This window comes from Pseudomonas sp. B6002 (assembly GCF_013385985.1).
GTDB lineage: Bacteria > Pseudomonadota > Gammaproteobacteria > Pseudomonadales > Pseudomonadaceae > Aquipseudomonas.
Map to the genome: position 1 here is coordinate 177,052 of NZ_JACAOY010000014.1, position 25,320 is coordinate 202,371.

Here is a 25,320-nt window from a genome sequence, read left to right on the forward strand (position 1 = left end):
GAATTCCGGCCAGCGTGTTTGATGGGGCGCCTAAGATCAAAATCAAGGTCAAAAGCCAGATCAACAGCCTGGTCCTGCGGTTAGCTTGCGTTCGCGGGTTTGTTGAATTCAGCCGCTTCACTCACTTCTTTCATCTGTTTACGGCCCATCAACAGCACCATCACGGCGCCCGCTGTGCACAGCGCTGCGAGTGGCAGCAGCGCAATGGCGTAGCTGCCTGTAGCGTGATGAATTGTGCCGTAGACGTTGACCATGATCCCGCCACCTATCAGGTTGGCCATCGCGCCGACAGCGGCCAGGCCAGCGGCGGCGGTGGAGGAGGACAGCCAGGTGGAGACCAGTGCCCAGAACGGTCCCTTCATGGAGTACGCACCAATCAGCACCATCGACAGCATCAGCACGGTGGCGACCAAAGACGACGTCACCAGCGCCATCAGCAAGCCGGCGGTGATCAGCAGCAAGGTGGTCGCGGTGTGCCAGCGGCGTTCACCGGTTTTGTCGGAGCTGCGGCCCCACACGATCATCAGGATTGAGGCCAAGCCGTAGGGGATGGCGTTGACCAGGCCGATTTCCAGGTTGTTCAGGCCGAAGGTCTTGAGCAATTGCGGCGCCCACACGCTCATGGTGCTGCCTGCTGCCGAAGCGCCGGAGTAGATCAGGGCCAATACCCAGATGTGTTTGTGGCGCAGCAGTTTCCACAGTGAGATATGCCCGATGGCGGTCTTGCGGCTGCGTTCTTCATTCAGTCGGCTGGTCAGCCAATGACGTTGTTCGTTGCTCAACCAGGTGGCGTGTTCAGGGCGGTCGGTGAGCACGAACAGGCAAGCGATACCCAGCAGTACAGCCGGAATACCTTCAATAATGAACAGCCAATGCCAGCCGCGCATGCCGAACCAGCCGTCCAGGCTCAGCAATAATCCCGACAGGGGCGAGCCGATGAAGTTGGCGCCGGGAATGGCCACCATGAAGATCGCGACCATGCGTCCACGGTAGGCCGCCGGCAGCCAGTAGGTGAGGTAAAGCAGTACGCCTGGAAAGAAGCCCGCCTCAGCCGCGCCCAACAGGAATCGCATGACGTACAGGGAGTTGGCGCCGGTGACAAAGGCGGTGCCGGCGGAGATCAGCCCCCAGGTGATCATGATCCGCGCAATCCACACCCGCGCGCCGAAGCGTTGCAGGGCCAGGTTGCTCGGCACCTCCACCAGGAAGTACGAGACAAAGAACAAGCTGCTGGCAAAGCCGAAGATCGCCGGGGTTAGGCCCAGGTCCTGATTCATCTGCAGGGAGGCCATGCCGATATTGCCGCGGTCGATGATCGCGAGCAGGTAACAAACGATCAGGAACGGCAACAGTCGCCACGCCACCTTGCGCATGGTTGCGCGCTCGAGCGCGCTGATTTCGGTAGAACTGATAGGCATGACTCTCTCCCGTGTTGTTTTTTTTGGAGATAGGTAATGAACCCGCACCCAAAGTGCGGGCGATGTCAGTGTGCGTAGAGGTGGCGGTTGACCACCGCTCGCGGCTCCGGTGCGGTGCCATCCCAGAAATCGATGATTTGTTGCAGCGCCAGCAGACCCACGCGGTCACGCGCTTCAGCGGTGTTGGCGCCCACGTGCGGGGTAGCCACCAGTGTCGGCAAGCCCCACAGCGCCGAGTCCGCAGGCGGCGGTTCGGGGTTGAAGGTATCAAGGCCGGCGCCGGCGATCTGGCCGGTGCTCAGGGCGTGCACGAGGGCGTCGGTGTCGATCAACTCACCGCGTGCCGTGTTGATCAGAATGCTGCCCGGGCGCATGCGCTTGAACTGCGCCGGACCAAAGAGGTTGCGGTTCTGCTCGGTCAGCGGGCAATGCAGGCTGATGATATCGCAGCTCGCCAGCAGCTCATCAACGCTGTCGACACGCTGCACATTGGGCAGGTCTGCGAGATACGGGTCGAATACCTTGACGGTCATGCGCAGCGGGGCCACCAGCTCCATCAGGATCCGGCCAATGGCGCCGAGGCCCACCAGGCCGAGTGTCTTGCCCGACAGCTCGATGCCCACCGACGTGGCTTTGTCCCAATGCCCATCACGCATGCGCGCATCGAGCAGGGCGGTCTGGCGGGCGACGCTGAACATCAGCGCCAGTGCGTGCTCGGCCACGGACTGGGCGTTGGCGCCCAGGGCGATGGTCACCGGGATACGGCGTTCGGCGGCGGCGGCAATGTCGATGGTGTCGTAGCCCACGCCGTGTTTGGCAATGATCTTCAGCGAGGTCGATGCGTTGATCATCTCCCGGGTCAATTTGCCCTGGCGCACGATGATCGCGTCGGGCTGTTCGCGGGCAATGATCGCGGTGAGTTCCTCGGCGGGTGCGTAGGGCGTCGTGGGGATGACACGCACGCCATGGGCGGCGGCGTGGGCCATGGCTTCGACGGTCAGTTCCGGGCCGGTCAGCAGCAGGGTTCGGGTCATTTTGTGCACCTTGGTGTTCTTATCGGTGTGCAGTTGGAGCGCGTTGCAGCGTTCAACAGTGGTTGAAACCTATCATAATGAAATGGCGTTGCAATAAATAAATTTTTAGAGCGGCGCCGGAATACACGCGATATTTTTGGTTAAGTCCTTTGCCCACTGAGATTTAAGGCCTTTTTGGCGTTTGTTTACCGTTGGTGGCAAGCGATCTGACGTCAGCCTGGAGTCTTGTTGATTTCAATTCATGATGTTAATTTTGAAATAGCGTTTCGAAATTAAATAAAAATTAGCAGAGGAATACCCCATGTCCATTGGATTCAGAGTGCTCAAGCAGCAACGCAAAGTCGCTGCCGAATGGGTCGAACGTTATCGGACCGTGCCTGTTGCCAATGTCAGCGACTCGATGAACCGCATGACGGCGGGCGGCGCCAGCCTGCAACCGATGCATCGCTCTGGTGTGCTGGCGGGGCCTGCACTCACGGTCAAGGCGCGTCCCGGGGACAACCTCATGCTGCACCACGCGCTGGATATCGCAGAGCCGGGCGACGTGATTGTGGTGGACGCCGGCGGTGACCTCAGCAATGCGTTGATCGGCGAAATGATGGTGGCTTACGCGATCAAGAAAGGCGTGGCGGGCATTGTCATCAATGGCGCCATCCGTGATGCGGCCAGCATTGGCGCGGGAGAGTTTCCGGTGTTCGCCGCCGGCGTGACCCATCGCGGCCCTTACAAAGACGGCCCGGGCGAGGTCAATGTGCCGATTGCGGTGGGTGGCATGGTGATCGAACCCGGCGACCTGATCATCGGCGACGAAGATGGTTTGCTCTGTGTGCCGTTCGAACAGGTCGGCGAGGTGTATGATCGCGCCTACGCCAAACATGCCGCCGAGCAGAAGCAACTGGAACAGATTGCGCTGGGCGAAAACGACCGCTCCTGGGTCCTGAAATCCCTTGTACAAAAGGGCTGCGAGTTTATTTGAACCCTGCTTCTACCTCCCGCTGGCCCGCGCCGATCCGTGCGCTGAGCCATCGCAATTTCCAGATCTACTTTGTCGGCCAGGGCCTCTCCACCCTGGGCAAGTGGGTGCAACAGGTCGCGCTGTCCTGGCTGGCGTACCACCTGACGGGCTCGGCCGTGTTGCTGGGGGCGATTGCGTTTCTGACGCTGTTGCCTCAATTGCTGGTCGGGCCATTGGCGGGTGCCTGGTCCGACCGGCATGACAAGCGCCGCCTGTTGATGGGCGTACAAGCCATACTGGCGCTGCAATCACTGGCCCTGGCCGTGCTCACCTGGCAGCACTTGATGGGGCGTGAAGTGATCATCGCGATGGCGCTGCTGCTGGGCCTGCTCAACGCACTGGAAACACCCTTGCGGCAAGCCTTGATCGCCAGCTTTGTCGACGACCCCAAGGACCTGCCCAACGCGCTCGTGCTCAATGCCATGTTGATCAACGCGGCACGCTTTATTGGCCCGCCCTTGGCGGGTTTGTTGATTAACTGGAGTGGCGAGGCCGGCTGCTTTTTGCTGACCGCCTTCGCGTTCGGCATGTTGCTGATTGGCCTGGGCAAGGTGCAAAGTCGCGCCCAGGCGCGAGCCCAAGGCTCGACCGGCGAGATCTTTCGTGAAGGGTTGCGTTACCTGTGGGGCACGCGGTCCATTCGGCAACTGCTCATCAGCGTGGTGATGGTCAACCTCCTGGCGTCTTGCTACACGGTGCTGCTGCCGATTCTGGCCAAGCACGTGTTCAGCGGTGACGCACAAACCCTGGGTTGGTTATGGGGCGCAGCCGGTGCGGGTGCGTTTGTGGCCACGATCTTCCTGGCGTTCGCCGGCAGTTCGTCGAACCTGAGCCGTATCATCGCGGCGGGCACGGCTGTTTGCGCGGTTTCATTGTGTGCGGTGGCGGCCGACCCACCTTTGTGGTTCACCCTGGCGGCGCTCGCCGGGCTGGGCTTCGGGATCACCGTGAGTAATGTCAGCAGCAACATGACCCTGCAAAGTGCCGCACCGGAAACGCTGCGGGGCAGGGTGATCGCCTTCTACATCGCCATGCGTTTCGGTTTTGAAGCCATCGGCGGATTATTGGCCGGCCTGCTGGCGGCGGCACTGAGTGTGCAATGGACATTGCTGCTGGCGGGGAGCTTGCTCGGGTTCTATCAGCTAGTCAGTTGGCGCCTCAGCCGTGGGCGCGGCTGAAAACAACCACCGGCCCACGGCGCGTTGTCAGCGGAGCGCGGGTTCTACCTGCTGCAGAAACTGCCCCACACACGCCATGCACGCCTCGCGCTCTTCCACGTGAGGCATGTGGCTGGACTGCTCGAAAATCTGCCAGCGTACGTCAGCGATGCCGTCGGCGAACGGCTGCACGGTCGCCGGGGTGGCTTCATCGTAGCGCCCGGAAATCAGCAGCGTCGGCACCTGAATGCGCGACAGGCGATCGATGATGCTCCAGTGACGCATGCTGCCGATCACGTGGAACTCGTTGGGGCCATTCATGGTGTGGTAGACGGTGGGGTCGTCTTCGATGGCTGCGTCGGTGCGCGCCACCTCGTCGGGCACCGGGTTGAGGCGGCACACATGGCGCGCGTAATACACGTCCGAGGCGGTGCGGTATTCAGCGCTGTCGGTGGTGCCGGCAGCTTCATGCCGTTGCAGAGTGGCCTGCACTTCGGCCGGCAGCGCCCGACGCAGCTCGTCGGCCGCCTCGCACCACAGGCCCATGGAGGCGGGTGAGTTGGCGATGATCAGTGCTTTGAGGCCGGCCGGTTGGCGCACCGCGTGTTCGGCGCCGAGCATGCCGCCCCAGGATTGGCCCAGCAACACGTAGTCGCGGATGCCCAGGTGAGCGATCAGGTTGTTCAGTTCGGCAAGGAACAGCTCCACCGTCCAGAAATCGCGGGTCGCTTCGCGCAGGTGGGTCGAGCGGCCATTGCCGAGTTGGTCGTAGTGCACCACGGCGCGGCCGGTGCTGGCCAAGTCCTTGAAGCTGTCGACGTAGTCATGGGTGCAGCCGGGGCCGCCGTGGGCAATGATCAAGGGCAGGCGCCCTGAATCCAGGTCGCCCGTGACCCGGAACCACGTCCGATGGCCACGGAAATCGGCATAACCTTCACGGACTTGCATGTTCTGTACCTCCTTGGTGAGCAATGAGGTACAGGCTAGCCAAAAGTGCGCGAGAAGGGCACTGGCAAAAATGATAGGTTCTGTAGGCGCCCTTAAGATCGCTATCGCCGGTAAGCCAGCTCTTACACAAGCAGAATGGGGTGCGCCGCGAACCTGTAGGAGCCGGCTTGCCGGCGATGGCGTCCGCAAAATGGCTATCGCCGGCAAGCCAGCTCCTACACTTCGATGGCGTCCGCAAGGTCGCCACCGCCGGCAAGGTCAGAACTTGAAGCGGCCCACCAACCCCTTGAGCTGACCGGAAATATCCGTCAACCGCCCGGAACCGGTCTGCGCCGAATGGGCAAAGCCTTCGACCAACTGCGCATCCGCATGGATCTGCGCGATGTGCCGGTTGATCTCCTCGGCCACCTGATGCTGCTCTTCGGCGGCGGTGGCGATCTGGGTGTTCTGGTCGCGGATCGAATCCACCGACCCGCGGATCTTGTCGAAACTGTCGCGGGCCTGTTGGATGCGTTCCACGCTGGTGTGGGACACCAACAGGCTGCCCTGCATCTGCTGCGTGACTTCCTGGGTGCGGCGAGCAAGGTTGCCCAGCAGGCTGTCGATCTCGCCGGTGGAATCGGCGGTGCGGCGGGCGAGGGCGCGCACTTCGTCAGCCACCACCGCAAAACCACGGCCCTGGTCACCGGCGCGGGCCGCCTCGATTGCCGCGTTGAGCGCCAGCAGGTTGGTCTGTTCGGCAATCGAGCGGATGGTGTCGAGGATGGTGTTGATGTTTTTGCTGTCCTGCTCCAGCTGCTGCATGGTCTGGGTCGAGCGCTGCAGGTCTTCACTCAACTTGAGCACGCTGCCGGTGGCTTCGCCGATGTGCTGCTGGCCGTCATGCACGTCGCGGTAGCCTTCGTCGGCACTCGACGCGGCAGCGCTGCAGGAGCGGGCCACTTCGTTGGCGGTGGCGACCATTTCATTGAACGCGGTGCTCACCAGTTCCACGGCTTCCCGCTGGCGCCCGGCCGCCTGGTTCATGTTGTGCGCCACCTCGCTGGTGTCGGCGGCGGCGGTCTGCAGGTCGGAGGACGCGTTGCCGATGCGCTGCACCAGCTGGGCAATCATGCTCAGGAACTGGTTGAACCAGCCCGCCAGGCTCGCGGTTTCGTCCTTGCCCTCGACCTTGAGCTGGCGCGTCAGGTCACCTTCACCTTCGGCAATCTCCTGCAGGCCGTCGGCAACCCCGCGGATCGGACGCACGATCACCCGGGCAAAACTGGCACCGACAATCGCAAAGATTACCGCCAGCACCGCCGCGATGGCGGCGATCAACCAGGTGAGGCTAGCGGCCTGGGCCATGACCTCATCGCGCTTGATCAGGCCGATAAAGCGCCAGCCCAGGTCTTTGGAACTGACCACGTTGGCCATGTAGGTCACGCCGTTGATGTCGATCTGGGTCACGCCATCGCCACGCTTGGCCAGCTCGGCGTAATTGGCGCCCAGGTCAGCCAGGGGCTTGAAGTTGTGCTTGGCATCGCTGGGGTCCACCAGCACGTTGCCGTTAGCTTCGACCAGCATCAAGTAGCCGCTGTCGCCGAGCTTGATGTTGCGCACCAACTCAGTGAGCTGCTTGAGCGACACGTCCAGGCCGACCACGCCAAGGATATTGCCGCTGGCATCGGCCACGGTGTGCACGGTGCCGATCAGCGTCACGTCGTCCGGCGCCCAATAATAGGCGCCGGTGCGCACGGTCTTGCCCGGCGCGGCGATGGCCGCCTGGTACCAGGGGCGCACGCGTGGGTCGTAGTTGTTCAGCTTGGTGTCGTCGGGCCAGCTGGCGTAGCCGCCATCCTTCAAACCCAGGGACAGGTAGGCGGTGCTCGGGTGGCTCTTGGCGAACTGGTCGAAAATCTCCAGCAGCGTCTTGTTGGTCGGGGTGAGGGGGATTTGCGCGGCGTCGGCGCCGGCGTAGCTCTTAAGGTCCTTGGCCGCGACAACGCGCGGGTCCTTGGCCACGTAGTCGACGTTCTGGCTGATGCCGTCGAAGAACTGCTTCATGCCATTGTCGATCTGGCGGATCTCGCGGCCGCTGCTGTCGAGGAAATTGGCCAGGGCCCCCTCGCGCAGGTTCAGCACAACCAGCACCGCGACCAAAATAACCGGGACGCACGCGATGGCGGCAAACGCCCAGGTCAGCTTTTGCTTGATATTCATGACTTCACCTGCGGGTATTTATAATTTTGGCAAGGAGAAAACAGTAGCGTCGAGCGTCGCATGTGTTGTTTTGAGGGGATAGGGCCCATGCGTACCCCCTGTATATCGACTGCGGGGGAACGCACTTTAGGCCGTAAGGCGGGTTTAAACGATACGCTCGCCGCCCAGCGCATCACGCTGCATCGACTGCAGGTTTTTCTCGATGGTTTCGCAGATCGTTTCCATCTGGATCTGGTGTTCGCTGGAATGAAACGGGCTTTGCAGGTCGGTGCCGATGCGCTCGATGGCCAGCAGCATGAAGCCCACCACCGTGGAGGCCAGTGGGGTGAACCAGCCCAGGGATTCCACCAGACCCACCGGCACGATCAGGCAGAACAGCGAAATGAACAGGCGCGGAAAGTACACGTAGGGGTAGGGCAGTGGCGTATTGGCGATGCGCTCCATGCCGCCCTGGGCGTTGGACAAGTCCACCAGCGTCGACTCCAGCCGCGCCAGGCGGATGCTGTCCAGGTGGCCGGCCTTGTATTCCTTGGCGAGCAACGCGGCGGAGCCGGTGAGGATGTCATTGGCAAAGTTGTTGGTCGCGCCGCTGCGGGCGAACTCCTCTGGCGGGATAAACGCACGCACTTCGTCGGGGCACGGCTGGCCCTTGAGGTGGGCGGCCAGGCAATTCACATAGGCCACATGGCGGCGCAGCAGGGTGGCCTTGACCGGGTTGGCCTCGCTGCCGTCATCGTCCAGCAGGGTCAGCACCTGGCGCGCAAGGCTGCGCGAGTTGTTGACCATCGCGCCCCACAGCGTGCGTGCCTCCCACCAACGGTTGTAGGCGCTGCTGTTGCGAAAACTGATCAGCACCACCAGGGCCGAACCCAGCAGGGTCAGTGGCATCAGCGGCAGGTTGATCTTGGCGTTGAGGAACAGCATGAAATCCACCGTCACGGCGATGTCCCACAACAACAGCCAGAACAGGGCCCAGCCCACGTAGCCCATGGTCTTGATGATCAGGCGGTACTTCTTGAGGATGGCGGCTTTCAAACGAGAACCTCGCGGCGGTTGGCAACAGTGCCTTAGCTCGGACGCAGGTTCATGCACAAAGGTTCGACGCCGCTGAATCGTTTCTACTGCCCGGCCGCCAAGGGTTCGATGATATGCGGCCCCTCGTGGCGCGGGTTGCCCACCGCACAGTCCACCTTGAACCACTCAAAAACGTCCGAGGGCTCGCCCTGCAACAACACCATCTGCTCGGCGCGGCCGCGCGGCGTCGCCGGGTCCAGCCATTCTCGGGCAAGCGTGGGGTTCAACACCACGGGGCGGCGATCATGGATGTCGACCATACCGCCGGCGCTGTCGGCGGTGATGATCACAAACCCGTCGTGTTCGCCCGCGCCCTCATCGGCGTCGGGCAATTGGCCGATGGCCGCGCAGAGCACGGGCGCGCCATCGCGTCGACGAACCAGGTAGGGCTGTTTTTTCGGGCCGCCTTCATCCACCCATTCGAACCAGTTGTCGACCGGGGCGATGGCCCGGTGTGGCCAGATCGCCCGAAAGAACGCGCCATTCGCGACTTTTTCCACACGGGCATTGATCGGCGGCGCGCGGTCCTTGGCCCAATGCGGGCGCCAGCCCCAGCGCACACGGTCGGCATGCAACACCGCCTGCTCCAGGTGCAACAGGGCAACCCCTGTCGAGGGCGCCACGTTGTAGCGCCCAAGCGGTTGCTCGCCCACGCTGTTGACCAGGGCATTGGGCATGCTCAAGGCCGCCACGAAGTCATGGATACCGCGGTACTGCGAGAGTCGTCCGCACATGGCCGCTTCCTCCGGCTGAACCCTGAGCGTAGACGCTGTTGCAGTGGCCGTTATTCGATGGGGTATTTCCTAAACGCCGGGTGCTCCTCCAGCCGCTCGGCATGGCGCTTCAGGTGGGGGAACGCATCCGCCCTGACCACCGACGCCACGGTGAACTGGCTGAACGACCAGGCGACGGCGGCCGTAATCGACGCCTGGGTCAGTGCCTCACTGTCAGGCAGTTGTTTTTCCAGCAGCGAGTAGGCCGCCAGCAATTGGCCGCTGACCCGATCCAGCCACGGTGCATGCTGTTTCTCGGCCGGGCGCAGGTTGTGTTCATAGACGATCTGCACGCTTTTCTCGCAGGCCGCCAGGGCCAGGCCCAGCAACTGCAAGTCACGAGCGCGGGCGGCGGGCGCCTGGGGCAGCAGCTTTTTGTCGGCTGGGGCGAGGGTTTCCAGGTAGTCGAGGATCAGGCTGGAATCCATCAGCACCGTGCCGGCGTCCAGCACCAGGGTCGGGGCCTTGACCACCGGGTTGATCTGGGCGAACTCATTGAAGGTGCGAAACACCGACAGCGGTTCATGCACGAATTCCACGCCGTACAGCTCCAGGGAAATGGCCACGCGGCGTACGTAAGGCGAGTCCAGCATGCCGATCAGTTTCATGAAGCCTCCATTGCTTACAGTGACGGGCTCAAGAGAGTAAGGGCTCAGGATCGGCGTGCGCAATGGCCTCGTGCAGGGCTTGATAAGCCTCCACCAACTGCTCCAGATTGAATGCCAGGTTGCGCCCGCTGGGGTTGGGCAGCACCCACACCGCTGCGCCGCCGAAAGCCTGTGGCTGCAAACCCCAGGCGATGTCGCGCTGGCCTGACAGCGCGCTGTAGCCGGCCTTGCCCAGGAACGCCACGAAGCGGGGCGCGCAACGGCGGATTTTCTGTTCGAACGCTGCTGCTGCATCCTTGAATTCATGCCGTGCCAACTCGCCCGCGCTTGCTGTGGGCCGCTCCACCACGGTAGTCAGGCCGCAGCCGTAGTGCAACAGCGTGAGGCCATCCTGCGGGTGGAATTCATGGGGCGTGAAACCGGCGAGGTGTAAGGTGCGCCAGAAGCGGTTGCTGCGATTGGCAAAATGCAGGCCCAGGGCGGCGGAGCCCTTGCCGGGGTTGATGCCGCAGAACAGCACGTCCAGGTGGTCGGCGAGGATGTCGTCGAGGCGGTCGTTCATGTCGGGTCTACCTGCAAATGGGTCAGCAGCCACGCCGTGAAACTGCGCGCCAGCGGGTCGTGCTCGCTGTCGCGATGGGTCAGCAGCGCCCAGCTCGGCCCACGGATTGTCGCTTCCACCAAGGGCACGAGCAGGCCGTCTTGCTGCGCTTGGCGGCACAGCAACTGGCTGACCAGGCCAATCCCCAGGCCGGTGCACACGGCGTCCAACAACAGGCCAGGGTCGGAGAAGTTCAGTCCCTGGTCTTGTTGGCCCACATCAATCCCGGCTTCCACCGCCCAGTGGCTCCAATCCATTTCGCGCTCGCCGTGCAGGGTGGTGCGTTGCTCTTTGGGCTGCTCCAGCACGCGCGGGTGGCAGGCGGGAAACAAGCGATCGGCATGCAGCACCCGGAAGCTGCATTCGGCCTGGGAGCTGATGTCGTCGCGCACCGCCAGGTCGATGGTCTGGCTGACCATGTCGGGCACTTCGTCGGTGCTGAAGATCCACAGGTCGACTTCCGGGTGTTGCCGGCGAAAATCCGCAAGCCGCGGCAACAGCCAGTGACGCGCAAAGGTGGGTGTGGTGTTGAGCACCAGTTGGTTGGGTTTGCGGTACTGCCCCAGGCGCCGCACGCCCACCGCCAGTTGCTGTAACAGGGCCTGGGTGGTGCTGAGGAAATCGTGACCGGCGTCGGTCAAGGCCACGCTGCGCCCGCTGCGAAAAAACAGCGGTTGTTCCAGGTACGCCTCCAGGCTGCGGATCTGCTGGCTAATCGCCGATTGGGTCAGGTGCAGTTCTTCGGCAGCCTTGTGGAAGCTGCCCAGCCGGGCCGCGGCTTCGAAGCCGCGCAGGGTGCCGAGGGGCGGCCAGTGGTTGAGCATGCTGATAAGTTCCTCTAATCAGTTTTCTACAAAATCCATCGTTTGTCCGGCTTTGCAGCCCGCCATAGCATGTACGCCAAGACTCCGTGGGCAGTTTTAACTGAACACAATGACTTAACTGAAGGGTACTTGTCATGCAGCAGAATGCAATGCAAAGCAATGGTTGGTGGATGCCTGCGGAGTGGGCTCGGCACGCGGCGACCTGGATGGTCTGGCCGCATAACCGCGCCTTGTGGGAAACCACCTGGGGCGTGACCCTGGCGCAGGTGCAGCAGGATTTCGCACGGGTCGCCAATGCGATCGCCCGCTTTGAACCGGTGAAGATGCTGGTCGATCCGTCCGCAGTCGCGGGCGCCAGGGCCCTGTGCGGTCCCGGCATCGAACTGATCGAGCAGGCCGTCAACGACAGCTGGTGCCGCGACTCCGGCCCGAGCTTTGTCTGTCACCCGCAACTGGGTACGGCCGGGGTGAGCTGGCGCTTCAATGCCTGGGGCGGCAAGTCGGCCCATGACCTGGACGAAAGCCTGGCGCGCCGGGTGCTCAATCACCTGGGCCTGGAGTGCTTCGGCACGCCGCTGAGCAACGAAGGCGGGGCGATCCATGTGGACGGCGAGGGCACCTTGATCACCACCGAATCGGTGCTGCTCAACCCCAACCGCAACCCCGGCGTGACCAAAGCCGAGATGGAGGCGATTTTTGCGCGGCTACTGGGCATCAAGAAGACCATTTGGCTGCCCGGCGACCCGAACTACGTCACCGGCGACATGACCGACGGCCATGTCGACGGTGTCTGCGCATTCGCCCGTCCCGGAGTGTTGCTGGTCGATGCGACCCATGATCAGGGCTCTGTCTACGCCGAGGTGGTGCGGGAAAACCGCCGCGCCCTGCAACTCGCCACCGACGCCCAAGGCCGGCATTTCGAGCTGATCGACTTGTATGAAGCCACCGACGCGGTCGACACCGAGGCCGAGGTGTTCTGCGCGTCCTATACCAATTTCTACATCGCCAACGGCGCAATCATCATGCCGGCCTATGGCATTGCTGCCGATCAGGTGGCGGCCGAGGTCCTGGCCGGGGCGTTCCCGGGGCGCGAAATCGTGCCGGTGCAGATCAACCACCTGGCCCATGGCGGCGGTGGCGTGCACTGCATCACCCAACAACAACCTGCGGGGGTGCAGCCATGAGCCTGCTGACGATTGCGACGACCCAGATGCCTTGCACCTGGGACTTGCCGGGCAACCTCGACCGTGCCGAGCAATTGGTGCGAGAGGCGGCGGCGCAGGGCGCCCAGGTGATCCTGTTGCAGGAGCTGTTCGCCACGCCGTATTTCTGCATCGAACAGCATCACAAGCACCTGGCGCTGGCCGAGGAATACCAGCACAGCGGCGTGCTCAAGCGCTTTGCCGCGTTGGCCAGGGAACTGGGTGTGGTGCTGCCGCTGAGCTGGTTCGAACAAGCCGGCAATGCGTTCTTCAATTCCCTGAGCGTGGCCGATGCCGACGGGCGATTGCTCGGCGTGTACCGCAAGACTCATATTCCGAATGCCATCGGCTATCAGGAGAAGGAGTATTTCAGCCCCGGCGATACGGGTTTTCGCGTGTGGGACACGGCCTTCGGACGCCTCGGCGTGGGTATCTGCTGGGACCAATGGTTTCCCGAAACCGCCCGTTGCCTGGCCTTGCAGGGTGCCGAGGTGCTGCTGTTTCCCACGGCCATCGGCTCGGAACCGGGCTGCGCGACCCTCGATTCCCGCGACCATTGGCAGATGACCATGCGCGGCCACGCGGCGGCGAACCTGTTGCCAGTGGTGGCGGCCAACCGCGTCGGGCGTGAAGTGGCGACCACAGATCCTGCCTTGCAAATGGACTTCTACGGCTCGTCGTTCATCTGCAACCACAAGGGCAAGCTGCTGGCCGAGGCCGATCGCGACAGCACCGGCGTGCTCGTGCACAGCCTGGACCTGTCTGCCATGCGCGAAGACCGCCTGACCTGGGGCATCTTCCGCGACCGCCGCCCGGAAATGTACGGCGGCCTACTCACCCTGGATGGGCGCCCATCATGAAACGTCTATTGAGTTGCGTACTGATGCTCACGAGTGCCTGCGCCCTGGCCGACGACAAAACCCTGAGGCTCTACAACTGGGCCGACTATTTTGCCGCCGACACCTTGGCCAAGTTCACGGCCGAGACTGGTATCCAGGTGATCTACGACGTGATGGATGGCAGCGAAACCCTGGAAGCCAAGTTGATGGCGGGCGGCAGCGGTTACGACTTGATCTTCCCCGGTGACACCGTGGCCGAGCGCCTGATGCGGGCGGGCAGCCTGCAACCGCTGGACCCTGCCAAGCTCACCGCGTTGAACGATATCGAACCGGGTCTGCAAACGCTGCGCACCCATTACGTCAATTCGAACAAGGCAACGGTGCCCTACACCTGGGGCACCATTGGCCTGACCTACAACACGCGGCAGATCGAGCAGCGCTTGCCAAACGCGCCGGTCAACAGCCTGGACCTGCTGTTCAAGCCTGAGCTGGCGGCCAAATTTGCTGATTGCGGCATCTCGCTGATCGACTCGCCGGACGAGGTGTTGGCCGTGGTGCTCAACTACCTGGGCCGCGACCCGCGCAGTGCCAAGCGTGAAGACCTGGCCGCCGCCAGCGAATTGCTACTCAAGCTGCGCCCTTACATCCGCAAGTTCCAGTCGCAACCGGTCACCGACCTGGTCAACGGCAACCTGTGCCTGTCCCTGGGCTACAGCGGCGACATGACCCAGGCCCAGCGCGCCGCCGACGCTGCCGGCAAGCCGGTGAACTTTGGTTATCACATCCCCCGCGAAGGCACGACGGTGTGGATGGACACCATGGCCATTCCCGTTGACGCCAAGCACCCGGAATACGCCTACGCGTTTATCAACTTCGTGATGCGTCCGGAAAACATGGCCGCCATCACCAACTTCACCGGTTACCCCACGGCCAACGCCAAGGCCCGGCCGGAGGTGGAGGCCAGCATGCGCGACAACCCCGACATCTACCCGGACGCGGCCACGTTCGAACGGTTGATCGCCGGCAAGGACATCCCCCAGGCGGACATGCGTGCACGGATGCGCGTGTGGACTAAATTCAAAACCCAACAATGAACGTTTTTCAATTCAATACCGTATGCAGGAACCACCATGCCAACCCGTCGTACCTTCATCAAACAAGCCAGCGTGGTCTGCGCCATGACATTGCTCACTACCCACGTGCGAGCTGCCGTCAAAGGCCGCTTCTACATGCCCGACGAGGGTGAAAAACACCGCCAGGCGTTCATTGCCTTTGGCGCCCAGGATGCCATCTGGGAAGACTTCACCGCCGACGTGCAGGTCGCGTTGGGCCGTATCGCCAGGGCGATTGCCCAATACGAACCCGTCACCGTGTTCTGCCGCGAAGAAGAACGCGCCCTCGCCGAGCAGCACTGCGGCTTGCGCAATATCACCTTTGTGGAGACCGAACTGGACGACATCTGGATGCGCGACACCGGCGCCAATTTCGTCATCGACGGCACGGGCGGCCAGGCGGCGGTGGACTTCAATTTCAACGGCTGGGGCAACAAGCAGCAGCACGCAGACGACGCGCACGTGGCGGCCCTGGTCGCCGAAGAAACCGGCGCGCGCCACATTCGCAGCGAACTGGTGGGCGAGGGCGGTGCCATCGAGGTGGATGGCCTGGGCACCGGCATCATGACCGAAAGCAGCTGGATCAACCGCAATCGCAACCCCGACTGGAGCAAGGCCGACGTCGAAGCCGAACTCAAGGAGCGCCTGGGCTTGCGCAAGATCATCTGGCTGCCCGGCATCAAGGGCAAGGACATCACCGACGCCCACGTGGATTTCTACGCGCGCTTCGTCGCCCCGGGCGTGGTGCTGGCCAACCTCGACACCGACCCCGAGTCCTACGACCACAAGGTCACCCTGGCGCACCTGGACATCCTCAAAAACGCCACCGACGCCGACGGCCGGCCGCTGACCGTGCACACCGTGTCGCCACCGCTGAACCCGCGCAAAAGCAAGTTCAGCCGGGGCAATGAGGATTTCGCGGCGGGGTACATCAATTACTTCGTGATCAACGGCGCGGTGATTGCGCCAGAGTTTGGTGATGCGGTGGCCGACCGCAAGGCGCTGGACCTGCTCTCGCAGCTCTACCCGAACCGCAGGGTGGTGCAGCTCAATATCGACGCGATCGCGGCGGGTGGCGGTGGCATTCACTGCGTGACCAACCACCAGCCGATGGCTTAGTCGTCCTTGGCCAGCAGCACCTTGGCAAATTCGTCGGAGGCGATGAAGTCCAGGGTCTGGCGCAACTGCGCCGCAGCTTCGCGGCCGAACGCCTGATCGAAGCGTTCGGCCATTTTCAGCGACACCTGCCGGGCCACCGCGTGGGTCTGCACACCGGCTTCGGTCAGCAGCACGCGGCGGGTGCGACGGTCCAGTTCGTCCACGCGCAACTCCACCAGCCCGTCACGCACCAGCGGCTTGAGCGTGTGGCCCAGGGCCGACAGGTCCATCACCAGGTTTTGCGCCAACTCACCCATCTTCGGCGTGCCGGCCTTGGCTATCTGATTGAGCACTGCGTACTGGGTGGCTTTCAAACCGCAGGGGGCATACGCCTCGTCATAGATCTGGCCCAGGCGGCGCGACGTGCGACGCACGGCACCGTTCACGCAGGCGCTGGGGCTCTCGGAGCAAGGCTTCGCAGCTTTCAAGGGCGGATACTCTCTGATACAAAAAACGACGTGGCAATTATGCCGTTCGAACCCTTCAGGACAAGGCTTTTCGGCCCGAACATGCCCTTTCAGATGAAGACTGAGACAGCTTGAAACAAATTAGTTGCGTACGCCACTAAATTCGATATCGTGGCTTATGCCTCTTTGTGACCCGGATGTCGTTGCAAATTCCCCAGGAAGCGCATGGGGCGAGGCGGGAAAAATGGCGCGGCTTTGCCGGCTCGAACATCCAACCCCCTGTCTGGATCACCTCCTATGCTGAGCCTCGTGCGCATCGCGTTGCGGCGCCCCTATACCTTTCTGGTATTGGCCATTTTCATTCTGATCATCGGCCCGCTGGCGGCCTGGCGAACACCCACCGACATCTTTCCCGAGATCCGCATCCCGGTCATCGCCGTGATCTGGCAGTACACCGGCTTGCCGCCGGACCAGATGGCGGGGCGCATCACCTCACCGTTCGAGCGGGTGCTGACCACCACGGTCAACGACATCCGACACATCGAAGCGCAGTCGATGAACGGCTACGGCATCGTGAAGATCTTCTTCCAGCCCGGCGTCAACATCAGTACCGCCAACGCCCAGGTGACCTCGGTGTCCCAGGCAATCCTGCGCCAACTGCCGCCGGGCACCGTGCCGCCGCTGGTGCTCAACTACAGCGCGTCCACCGTGCCTATCGTGCAGCTGGCCTTGTCGGGCCCAGGCCTGAGCGAGCAGCAGCTGGGCGATATCGGCATCAACTCCGTGCGCCTGATGCTCACCACCGTGCCGGGCGCGGCGCTGCCGTACCCGTTCGGCGGCAAGAGCCGGCAGGTGCAGATCGACCTCGACTCGGCGCGCATGCAAGCCCGTGGCCTGTCGGCGCAAGACGTCGCCACCGCCCTGGCCACCCAGAACCTGATCACCCCGGTGGGCACGCAAAAGATCGGCAGCTACGAGTTCAACCTGCAGTTGAACAACTCGCCGTCGGACTTCCATGACCTGGAAAACCTGCCGATCAAGACCGCCGACGGCACCACCGTGCTGATCCGCGACGTGGCCACGGTGCGCGACGGCAACCCGCCACAAACCAACATCGTGCACGTGAACGGTAACCGTTCGGTGCTGCTGACCGTGCTCAAGACCGGTTCAGCGTCGACCTTGGGCGTGATCGCCGGGGTCAAGGACAAGCTGGCCGACAACAAGGCCGCGTTGCCGCCCAACCTGAACATCGACCTGATCGGTGACCAATCGCTGTTCGTGCGCTCGGCCATCGGCGGCGTAGCCCGTGAAGGCTTGATCGCAGCGGCGCTGACCAGCCTGATGATCCTGCTGTTCCTCGGCAGTTGGCGTTCCACCGTGATCATCGCCACCTCGATTCCCCTGGCGATCCTGGCCTCGATTGCCACGCTGTCGGCCCTGGGCGAAACCCTCAACATCATGACCCTCGGCGGCCTGGCACTGGCCGTGGGGATCCTGGTGGACGACGCCACGGTGACCATCGAAAACATCAACTGGCACCTGGAGCAGGGCAAGCCGGTGGAGACGGCGATTCTTGACGGTGCGGCGCAGATCGTGACCCCGGCGTTTGTCTCGCTGCTGTGCATCTGCATCGTGTTCGTGCCGATGTTCTTCCTCGACGGCGTGGCGCGCTTCCTGTTCGTGCCGATGGCCGAAGCGGTGATCTTCGCGATGATCGCCTCGTTCATCCTGTCGCGGACCCTGGTGCCGACCCTCGCCAACTACCTGCTCAAGCCCCACGTGCACGGCGAAGACGGGCATGCGCCGTCGCGCAACCCGTTGGTGAAATTCCAGCGCGGGTTCGAGCGGCACTTTGAAGCGTTCCGCGAGCGCTACCACGGCGTGCTCGACACGGCCTTGCATCATCGCCGCGCAGTGGTGGTGGGCTTGCTGGCGTTTGTCGCGGTGTCGTTTGCGCTGGTGCCGTTTTTGGGCCGCAACTTTTTCCCCGAGGTCGACTCCGGGCTGATCCTGTTGCACGTGCGTGCCCCGGTGGGCACACGAGTGGAAAGCAATGCGCACCTGATCGCCGACATCGAGAATTCGATCCGCCGCAAGATCCCGGGCGAAGACCTCAAGGCCCTGGTGGACAACATCGGCCTGTCCATCAGCGGTATCAACGTGGTGTACAACAACACCGGCACCGTGGGCTCCCAGGACAGCGACATTCAGATCAGCCTCAACGAAGGCCATCGCCCGACCGCCGAATACATGCGCGAGCTGCGCGAAAGCCTGCCACGGGAATTCCCGAGCGCGGTGTTCTCGTTCCCGGCGTCGGACATCGTCGGGCAGATCCTCAACTTCGGTTCATCGGCGCCGGTGGACGTGCAAGTCACCGGGAACAACCTGGCCGCCAACTTCACCTACGCCAGTGCCTTGCTGCGCGATATTCGCCGCGTGCCGGGGGTGGTGGATGCGCGTATCCAGCAGTCGCGGCAGTTGCCCACGTTCAACATCGACGTGGACCGCACCCGTGCGCAACTGGTTGGCCTGACCGAGCGTGATGTGACCAACAGCCTGGTGGTCAACCTGGCTGGTTCCAGCCAAGTGGCGCCGACGTTCTGGTTGAACCCGGCCAACGGCATTTCCTACCCTATCGTCATGCAAACCCCGCAGTACAGCCTGGAAAGCCTGGCGGCCCTGCATAACCTGCCACTCAGTGGCAGCGCCGGCGCGGCCACCGATCAGACCCTGGGCGGCCTGGCCACTATCCAGCGCAGCCACAGCAACTCGGTGATCACCCAGTCGGATATCCAGCCGGTGGTGGAAGTGCTCACTGCGATCCAGGGTCGTGACCTGGGCGCCGTGGCGGCCGATATCCAGAAGATCATCACCGCCCACGCCAGTGAAGTGCCCACCGGTTCCAAGGTGCTGTTGCAGGGCCAGGTGCAGACCATGAACGCCGCGTTCAGCGGCTTGTTGTTCGGCCTGCTGGGGGCGGTGGTGCTGATCTACCTGTTGATCGTGGTCAATTTCCAGTCGTGGAGCGACCCGTTCGTGATCATCACCGCCTTGCCGGCTGCCTTGGCGGGGATCGTGTGGATGCTGTTTGTCACCCATACGCCGCTGTCGGTGCCTGCGCTGACGGGGGCGATCATGTGCATGGGCGTGGCCACCGCCAACGCCATCCTGGTGGTGAGCTTCTGCCGCGAACGCCTGGCGGTGCATGGCGATGCCGTGCAGGCTGCATTGGAAGCCGGCTTTACCCGGCTGCGGCCGGTGTTGATGACCGCCATTTCGATGATCATCGGCATGGCGCCCATGGCCCTGGGCCTGGGGGAGGGCGGCGAGCAGAACGCGCCGCTCGGCCGTGCGGTGATTGGCGGCCTGGCGTTTGCCACCATCGCCACGCTGATTCTGGTTCCGCTGATTTTCAGTCTTGTCCACGGGCGTCGCCAGCACGCCACGCTGGCGACCACCGTTACCCAAGGGGTTTGACATGTCCGTTTCTCTTTCTAAACCGAAGTCTTCCCGTGGGCTGCTCTGGCTGATCGTCGGCGGGGTGTTGGTGGTTGCCATCGTGGGTGTGGGCATCGGCGTGCGCGCCAATGAATCCCGTGACCTCAAAACCTGGACCGATGCGCAGGCGCTGCCCAGCGTGAAGTTGATCAAACCGTTGGTGCAGGCCCAGGGCCCGGTGCTCAACCTGCCGGGGCGCATGGAAGCCTATTCCCGTGCGTCGATCTTTGCGCGGGTCAACGGCTACCTCAAATCCTGGAACGTCGACATCGGCACCCGGGTGAAAGCCGGCCAGGAGCTGGCTGAAATCGACACCCCGGAACTCGACCAGCAACTGCTGCAGGCCCGTGCCACCTTGGCCTCGGCCCAGGCCGATGCGCACCTTGCCGAAACCACCGCCAAGCGCTGGCAGGCGATGTTGGCGACCGACTCGGTGTCGCGCCAGGACGTGGACGAGCGCACCGGTGACCTGACCGCCAAACAAGCCAAGGTGGCGGCGGCCAAGGCCAATGTCGACCAGTTGGTGGCGACCAAGGGCTTCCAGCGCCTGGTGGCGCCGTTTGCCGGCGTGGTCACCGCGCGCAGCACCGACGTGGGTGCGCTGATCAGTGCCGGTGGCGCTGCCGGCAAAGAGCTGTTCGCCGTGGCCGACGTCAGCCGCCTGCGCGTGTACGTGCAGGTGCCGCAGACCTTTTCGCCGCAGATCCGCGAAGGCACCACGGCGCGCCTGAGCGTGCCGGAATACCGCGGCGAAACCTTCACCGGCAAGGTGATCGCCACTGCCGACGCGGTCAATGCCGCCTCCGGCAGCACCCTGGTGCAACTGCTGGTGGACAACCCGGGCGGGCGCCTGCTGCCGGGCGGCTACACCAGCGTGCAGTTCGACTTGCCGGTGCAAGCCGATGTGCTGCGGGTGCCTTCCAGCGCCCTGGTGTTCGATGACCACGGCATGCGCGTCGCCACCCTCGACAGCACGGATCACGTGCGCTTCAAGACCGTCAGCATTGCCCGCGACTTTGGCGACAGTGTGGAAATTGCCAGCGGCCTGCAAGCCGACGAACGTGTGATCGACACACCGCCCGATGGCCTGGCCGACAACGACGCGGTGCAATTGGCGGCCGCTCCCGCCGAGGTCAAACCCCATGGCTAAGCGCACTTTCTTCGGCCTGGTCGCCACCTTGAGCCTGGGGGCGTGCTCGTTGGCGCCGCCGCTCAAGGTGCCCGAAACCCCGGTGGCGGCACAGTTTCATACCCAGGCCCCGTGGACCGTCGGCACCCCCAACGACCAGGCCAGCCGCGATGGTTGGTGGCACATCTACAACGACCCGCAGCTGGACGCGATGCAGCAGCAGTTGCTGAAAAACAACCCCGACCTGAGTGCGGCACTGGCCCACTACGAGCAGTCCCAGGGCTATGTGGCCCAGGCGCGTTCGGGGCTGTTCCCGACGGTGTCGGCCATCGGCAACGGCCAGCGTATTCGCCAGTCCGACACCAAGCCGCTGCGTTCGGCCACCTCGCCAAATGTCTACAACTCGGCCACCCTGGGCCTGGAAGTCGACTATGAAGTGGATCTGTGGGGCCGCGTGCGCGACACCGTCGCCGCCGGCACCAGCGACTCCGAAGCGGCCAAGGCCGACCTCGCGTCGGTGCGCCTGAGCCTGCAGGCGCAATTGGCCGACAGCTACATTCGCCTGCGCGGCATCGACTGGCAGAACCAACTGCTGGAACAGACCCGCGACGCCTACGCCAAAGCGTTGGGCCTGACCGAAGGCCTGCACGGCGGCGGGATTGTCTCCGGCCTCGACGTGGCACGGGCGCGCACGCAGCTGTCCACGGTCAAGTCGCAGTTGAGCCAAAGCCTGGTACAGCGCGCAGTGCTGGAGCATTCGATTGCGGCGATGCTGGGGGAGTCGGCGTCGACCTACTCGGTGGCGGTCAACGTTGCGCCGATTGCCTTGCCGAACGTGCCCACCGGTGTGCCGTCGAACCTGCTGCAACGCCGGCCGGACATCGCCGCCGCCGAACGCCGCATCGCCGCAGCCAACGCACGTATCGGCGTGGCCAGGGCCGCGTGGTTTCCGCAGATCACCTTGAGCGCCCAGGGCGGCTATCAGAGCGATGAGTTTGCGCGGCTGCTCAGCGCGCCCAACCTGTTCTGGGCCATCGGCCCGTCACTGGTGGGCACGCTGTTCGACGGTGGTGCGCGCCAGGCGCAGGTCGACATTGCCAAGGCCGCCACCGATGAAGCCGCCGCCAAATACCGGGGCGTGGTGTTGGGGGCGTTCGAACAGGTGGAAGACAACCTCTCGCAGATCGCCGGGCTGGGCAGCGCCCTGGACGACCAGCGTGATGCAGCGGCCGCTGCGCAGTACGCCGAGGACCTTTCCACCGCGCGTTATCGCCAGGGCGCCGTGGCCTACCTCGATGTGGTGACCGCCCAAGTGGCTGCGCTGGAAGCCAAGCGCACGGTATTGCAACTGCAAACCCAGCAATTGAGCGCTAATGTGGGCCTGATCAAGGCACTGGGTGGCGGCTGGAACGTGGCGCAACTGGCGGCGTCGAACCCTATTCAACCCAAGGAGCAGTAACGATGACTGACTACGTACCCCCGAAAGTCTGGACCTGGGACACCGAAAGCGGCGGCACTTTCGCCAGCATCAACCGGCCCATCGCCGGAGCGACCCACGAGCAGGAATTGCCGGTGGGCAAGCACCCGCTGCAACTGTATTCACTGGCCACGCCCAACGGGCAAAAGGTCACCATCCTGCTTGAAGAACTGTTGGCCCTGGGGCACAGCGGCGCGGAATACGACGCCTGGCTGATCAAGATCGGCGATGGCGACCAGTTCGGCAGCGGCTTTGTGGGTGTCAACCCGAACTCCAAGATTCCCGCACTGCTGGACCGCAGCGGCGCCACGCCGATCCGGGTGTTCGAGTCGGGAGCGATCCTGCAATACCTCGCGGAGAAGTTCGGTGCGTTCTTCCCGACCGAGCCGGCGGCACGTGCTGAATGCCTGTCGTGGCTGTTCTGGCAAATGGGCAGCGCGCCATACCTGGGCGGTGGTTTCGGGCATTTCTACGCGTATGCGCCGAGCAAGATGGAATACGCGATCAACCGCTTTGCCATGGAGACCAAGCGCCAACTGGATGTGCTCGACCAGCGTTTGGCCGTGAGCGAATACATTGCCGGGGATGAATACACGATTGCCGACATCGCGATCTGGCCTTGGTACGGCGGCCTGGTGAAGGGCCGGTTGTACGGCGCGGCGGAGTTCCTGTCGGTGCATGAATACAAGCATGTGCTGCGCTGGGCGGACGCCATCGAGGCACGGCCTGCGGTACAGCGTGGACGCCGGGTGAACCGCGTGTCCGGCGAACCGCACGAGCAACTGCGCGAGCGCCACGACGCCAGCGACCTGGATTGAATATCTGCCTGCAGGCGCCTCGGTGCATCAGGTACACCGGGTAGAGGCCATCGCCGGCAAGCCGGCTCCTACAGGTGACTGCGCGCGGCCGCCTTTTTGTAGGAGCCCGGCTTGCCGGCGATGCAGGCGGCTCGGTGTATCAGGCAAAATCGGTTGCGCGGGAAACGCTTTCCCAGGCGCTGATCTCGGCTTGCAACGCCGTGAGCTTGGCCGTCACATGCTCCACCGCGTCATTGCCCAGCAGCAAATGCGCCGGTGGCTCGGCGCTTGCCACTACCTGCATCATCGCCAGGGCGGCTTTTGCCGGGTCGCCGTCCTGCCGTCCGCTGCGGGCGTGTCGCGCTGCTCGCACGGCATCAAACGAGGCGTCGTAGTCGGCGATGCTGCGTTCGGCCCTGACCATCGAACGACCCGCCCAATCGGTGCGAAAGCCCCCCGGTTCAATTGCGGTGACGTGAATGCCGAATGGCTTCACCTCCTTGCCCAGCGCCTCGGAGATGCCTTCCAGCGCAAACTTGCTGCCGTGGTACACGCCCAGGCCGGGGAAGGTGGTCAGGCCGCCCATCGAGGTGATGTTGAGAATATGCCCGCGACGGCGCTTACGCATAAACGGCAGCACCGCCTGAATCATCGCCACCGCGCCGAACACGTTGACTTCAAATTGCTGGCGTACATCGTCCAGGGACGACTCTTCCAGTACGCCCTCAAAACCGTAGCCGGCGTTGTTGACCAGTACATCAATCGCGCCAACGTTCTTTTCGATCTCGGCCACCACGGCCGGGACAAACAGGCTGTCGGTGACATCCAGCAAGCGTGCAAAGGAATAGCCAGGTTTGATGCGGTCGAACGCGTCGATGGCCTCCGGCGTGCGCACGGTGCCGACGACGCGCTCGCCGGCAGCCAACAGGGCCTCGGCCAGGGCTTTGCCGAAGCCGGAACTGATACCGGTGATAAGCCAGGTTTTCTGGGGTTGTGCAGGCATGGTGATCTCCCGTGAGTGTGCCTGGGATCTTTCTCCGTTAAGGCCAGGCACACAATCGGGCAGACGCTGCTCAGGCTTTGAAGCCGTGCTTCACAATGTTTACTTGTAGCGCTGTTCAAACATCGCCACTTGCTCGGGTTTGATCAGCTCGAAGGGCACCCAGACTTCTGGCTCGATGGGCTCACCCTTGATCATCCGGATGGCCGCCTGCACGGCCTGGGTCGCCTGAGCCTTGGGGTCCTGGAACACCGAGGCGGTCAGCAGGCCACGCTTGATGGCCGACAGGCCATCCGGCAAGCCATCGATGCCGATAATCGCCACCTCGCCCTTGGCCTTGCCGGATTGTTGCAGCGCCATGGCGGCGCCGATGGCCATTTCATCGTTGTTAGCGACGATCGCATCGAACTGCGTACCCGCCAGCAGCCAGTTACTGGTCAGGTCCATGCCCTTGCTGCGCTGCCATTCGGCGCTTTGCTGCTCCACCACCTTGATCCCGGGGAATTCCTTGAGCACCTGCCTGGCGCCTTCGGTGCGATCATGGGTGGCGTTTTGCGCGAGGTCTCCCATGATGATCGCCACGTTGCCTTTGCCACCGAGCTTTTCTGCGAGGTAGCGCATTTGCAACTGCCCGGCCTCGATGTCGTTGGAGGCCACGGTGACCACGCCCTTGGGCAGGGTGCGTTCATCCGGGTGGCGGTTGACGTACACCAGCGGCGTCTTCGCGGCGACGGCGGCGCGGGTCATGTTGGCGGTGGCGGCGGTGTCCACCGGCAACACGATCACGGCGTCGACCTTCTGATTGAGAAAGCCTTCGACCTGATTGAGTTGGCGCACCACGTCGCCCTGGGCGTCTTCGAACTGGATCTGCACATCTTGCTGTTTGGCGGCGGCTTCGAGGCCGGTGCGCACATAGGTCATGAAGTTATCGTCGACCCGGGCGATGCTCACACCGATGCGGTAGGCGGCGAAGGTCCATTGGCTGAACAGCAACAACAGCGTGGCAACGAGCAATGAATAGCGATGCATGAGGGTGGTCCTTTTATT

21 protein-coding genes and 2 pseudogenes are annotated in these 25,320 nt (G+C 63.3%); 10 read left to right on the forward strand and 13 right to left on the reverse strand.

Annotated elements, in window-relative coordinates; genetic code table 11:
- Positions 1-80: 80 nt before the first annotated feature.
- Entirely contained in the window at positions 81-1,418 is a 1,338-nt protein-coding gene (locus HX792_RS19725) for an MFS transporter (RefSeq protein ID WP_176997656.1), read from the reverse strand.
- 65 nt (positions 1,419-1,483) lie between these two features.
- Entirely contained in the window at positions 1,484-2,452 is a 969-nt protein-coding gene (locus tag HX792_RS19730) for a hydroxyacid dehydrogenase (protein WP_176997657.1), read from the reverse strand.
- A 301-nt stretch (positions 2,453-2,753) separates the two neighbouring features.
- On the opposite strand from HX792_RS19730, the gene HX792_RS19735 reads away from it, so the two are divergent.
- Positions 2,754-3,428 (forward strand): RraA family protein, encoded by a 675-nt coding sequence (locus HX792_RS19735; RefSeq protein WP_176997658.1) that lies wholly within the window; start codon positions 2,754-2,756, stop codon positions 3,426-3,428.
- Positions 3,425-4,645: an MFS transporter gene (locus HX792_RS19740; RefSeq protein ID WP_176997659.1), complete on the forward strand. Its 1,221-nt coding sequence runs from the start codon at positions 3,425-3,427 to the stop codon at positions 4,643-4,645. Before HX792_RS19735 ends, HX792_RS19740 begins: the two co-directional genes overlap by 4 nt.
- A gap of 27 nt (positions 4,646-4,672) precedes the next feature.
- Here HX792_RS19740 and HX792_RS19745 read toward each other — a convergent pair whose 3' ends face one another.
- From HX792_RS19745 to HX792_RS19775, 8 genes and pseudogenes are all read right to left on the reverse strand, one after another.
- Positions 4,673-5,572: a proline iminopeptidase-family hydrolase gene (locus HX792_RS19745; RefSeq protein WP_176997660.1), complete on the reverse strand. Its 900-nt coding sequence runs from the start codon at positions 5,570-5,572 to the stop codon at positions 4,673-4,675.
- Between the two features lie 258 nt (positions 5,573-5,830).
- Positions 5,831-6,373: pseudogene (locus tag HX792_RS30680) on the reverse strand (methyl-accepting chemotaxis protein); the annotation flags it as partial.
- Positions 6,374-6,694: 321 nt separating this feature from the next.
- A pseudogene (locus HX792_RS30685) lies at positions 6,695-7,774 on the reverse strand (cache domain-containing protein); the annotation flags it as partial.
- Positions 7,775-7,918: 144 nt separating this feature from the next.
- On the reverse strand, positions 7,919-8,809 hold the full coding sequence (locus HX792_RS19755) for a bestrophin family protein (protein ID WP_176997662.1): 891 nt from the start codon (positions 8,807-8,809) through the stop codon (positions 7,919-7,921).
- 83 nt (positions 8,810-8,892) lie between these two features.
- Positions 8,893-9,582, reverse strand: coding sequence for an SOS response-associated peptidase family protein (locus HX792_RS19760; RefSeq protein WP_176997663.1), 690 nt, complete (start codon positions 9,580-9,582; stop codon positions 8,893-8,895).
- Positions 9,583-9,632: 50 nt separating this feature from the next.
- Complete coding sequence (locus HX792_RS19765; protein WP_176997664.1) at positions 9,633-10,229, reverse strand: glutathione S-transferase family protein; 597 nt, start codon at positions 10,227-10,229, stop codon at positions 9,633-9,635.
- Positions 10,230-10,257: 28 nt separating this feature from the next.
- Positions 10,258-10,791: a G/U mismatch-specific DNA glycosylase gene (mug, locus tag HX792_RS19770; protein ID WP_176997665.1), complete on the reverse strand. Its 534-nt coding sequence runs from the start codon at positions 10,789-10,791 to the stop codon at positions 10,258-10,260.
- Entirely contained in the window at positions 10,788-11,654 is an 867-nt protein-coding gene (locus tag HX792_RS19775) for a LysR substrate-binding domain-containing protein (RefSeq protein ID WP_176997666.1), read from the reverse strand. Before HX792_RS19775 ends, mug begins: the two co-directional genes overlap by 4 nt.
- A gap of 134 nt (positions 11,655-11,788) precedes the next feature.
- Between HX792_RS19775 and HX792_RS19780 the strand changes: the two genes are divergently transcribed.
- Genes HX792_RS19780 through HX792_RS19795 form a run of 4 tightly spaced genes read left to right on the forward strand, consistent with a single transcriptional unit; the run spans position 11,789 to position 15,926 of the window.
- Positions 11,789-12,838 (forward strand): agmatine/peptidylarginine deiminase, encoded by a 1,050-nt coding sequence (locus tag HX792_RS19780; RefSeq protein ID WP_176997667.1) that lies wholly within the window; start codon positions 11,789-11,791, stop codon positions 12,836-12,838.
- Positions 12,835-13,716, forward strand: coding sequence for an N-carbamoylputrescine amidase (gene aguB, locus HX792_RS19785; RefSeq protein ID WP_176997668.1), 882 nt, complete (start codon positions 12,835-12,837; stop codon positions 13,714-13,716). The genes HX792_RS19780 and aguB overlap by 4 nt, the downstream gene beginning before the upstream one ends.
- The gene (locus HX792_RS19790) at positions 13,713-14,789 is read left to right on the forward strand and encodes an extracellular solute-binding protein (RefSeq protein ID WP_176997669.1); all 1,077 of its coding nucleotides are present in this window, start codon (positions 13,713-13,715) and stop codon (positions 14,787-14,789) included. Before aguB ends, HX792_RS19790 begins: the two co-directional genes overlap by 4 nt.
- A gap of 36 nt (positions 14,790-14,825) precedes the next feature.
- A complete protein-coding gene (locus HX792_RS19795) occupies positions 14,826-15,926 on the forward strand; it encodes an agmatine/peptidylarginine deiminase (RefSeq protein ID WP_176997670.1) in 1,101 nt (366 codons plus the stop codon).
- Here the strand turns inward: HX792_RS19795 and HX792_RS19800 are convergent.
- On the reverse strand, positions 15,923-16,393 hold the full coding sequence (locus HX792_RS19800; RefSeq protein ID WP_218172726.1) for a MarR family winged helix-turn-helix transcriptional regulator: 471 nt from the start codon (positions 16,391-16,393) through the stop codon (positions 15,923-15,925). The genes HX792_RS19795 and HX792_RS19800 overlap by 4 nt on opposite strands.
- 276 nt (positions 16,394-16,669) lie before the next feature.
- On the opposite strand from HX792_RS19800, the gene HX792_RS19805 reads away from it, so the two are divergent.
- The 4 genes from HX792_RS19805 to yghU are packed head-to-tail and all read left to right on the forward strand — an operon-like array spanning position 16,670 to position 23,294.
- On the forward strand, positions 16,670-19,849 hold the full coding sequence (locus tag HX792_RS19805; protein ID WP_176997671.1) for an efflux RND transporter permease subunit: 3,180 nt from the start codon (positions 16,670-16,672) through the stop codon (positions 19,847-19,849).
- Position 19,850: 1 nt separating this feature from the next.
- A complete protein-coding gene (locus tag HX792_RS19810; protein WP_176997672.1) occupies positions 19,851-21,020 on the forward strand; it encodes an efflux RND transporter periplasmic adaptor subunit in 1,170 nt (389 codons plus the stop codon).
- The gene (locus HX792_RS19815) at positions 21,013-22,458 is read left to right on the forward strand and encodes an efflux transporter outer membrane subunit (protein ID WP_176997673.1); all 1,446 of its coding nucleotides are present in this window, start codon (positions 21,013-21,015) and stop codon (positions 22,456-22,458) included. Before HX792_RS19810 ends, HX792_RS19815 begins: the two co-directional genes overlap by 8 nt.
- 2 nt (positions 22,459-22,460) lie before the next feature.
- On the forward strand, positions 22,461-23,294 hold the full coding sequence (yghU, locus tag HX792_RS19820; RefSeq protein WP_176997674.1) for a glutathione-dependent disulfide-bond oxidoreductase: 834 nt from the start codon (positions 22,461-22,463) through the stop codon (positions 23,292-23,294).
- Between the two features lie 139 nt (positions 23,295-23,433).
- On the opposite strand, the gene HX792_RS19825 is transcribed toward yghU, so the two are convergent.
- Positions 23,434-24,276, reverse strand: coding sequence for an oxidoreductase (locus HX792_RS19825; protein ID WP_176997675.1), 843 nt, complete (start codon positions 24,274-24,276; stop codon positions 23,434-23,436).
- A 99-nt stretch (positions 24,277-24,375) separates the two neighbouring features.
- A complete protein-coding gene (locus tag HX792_RS19830; protein WP_176997676.1) occupies positions 24,376-25,302 on the reverse strand; it encodes a sugar ABC transporter substrate-binding protein in 927 nt (308 codons plus the stop codon).
- Positions 25,303-25,320: the final 18 nt, after the last annotated feature.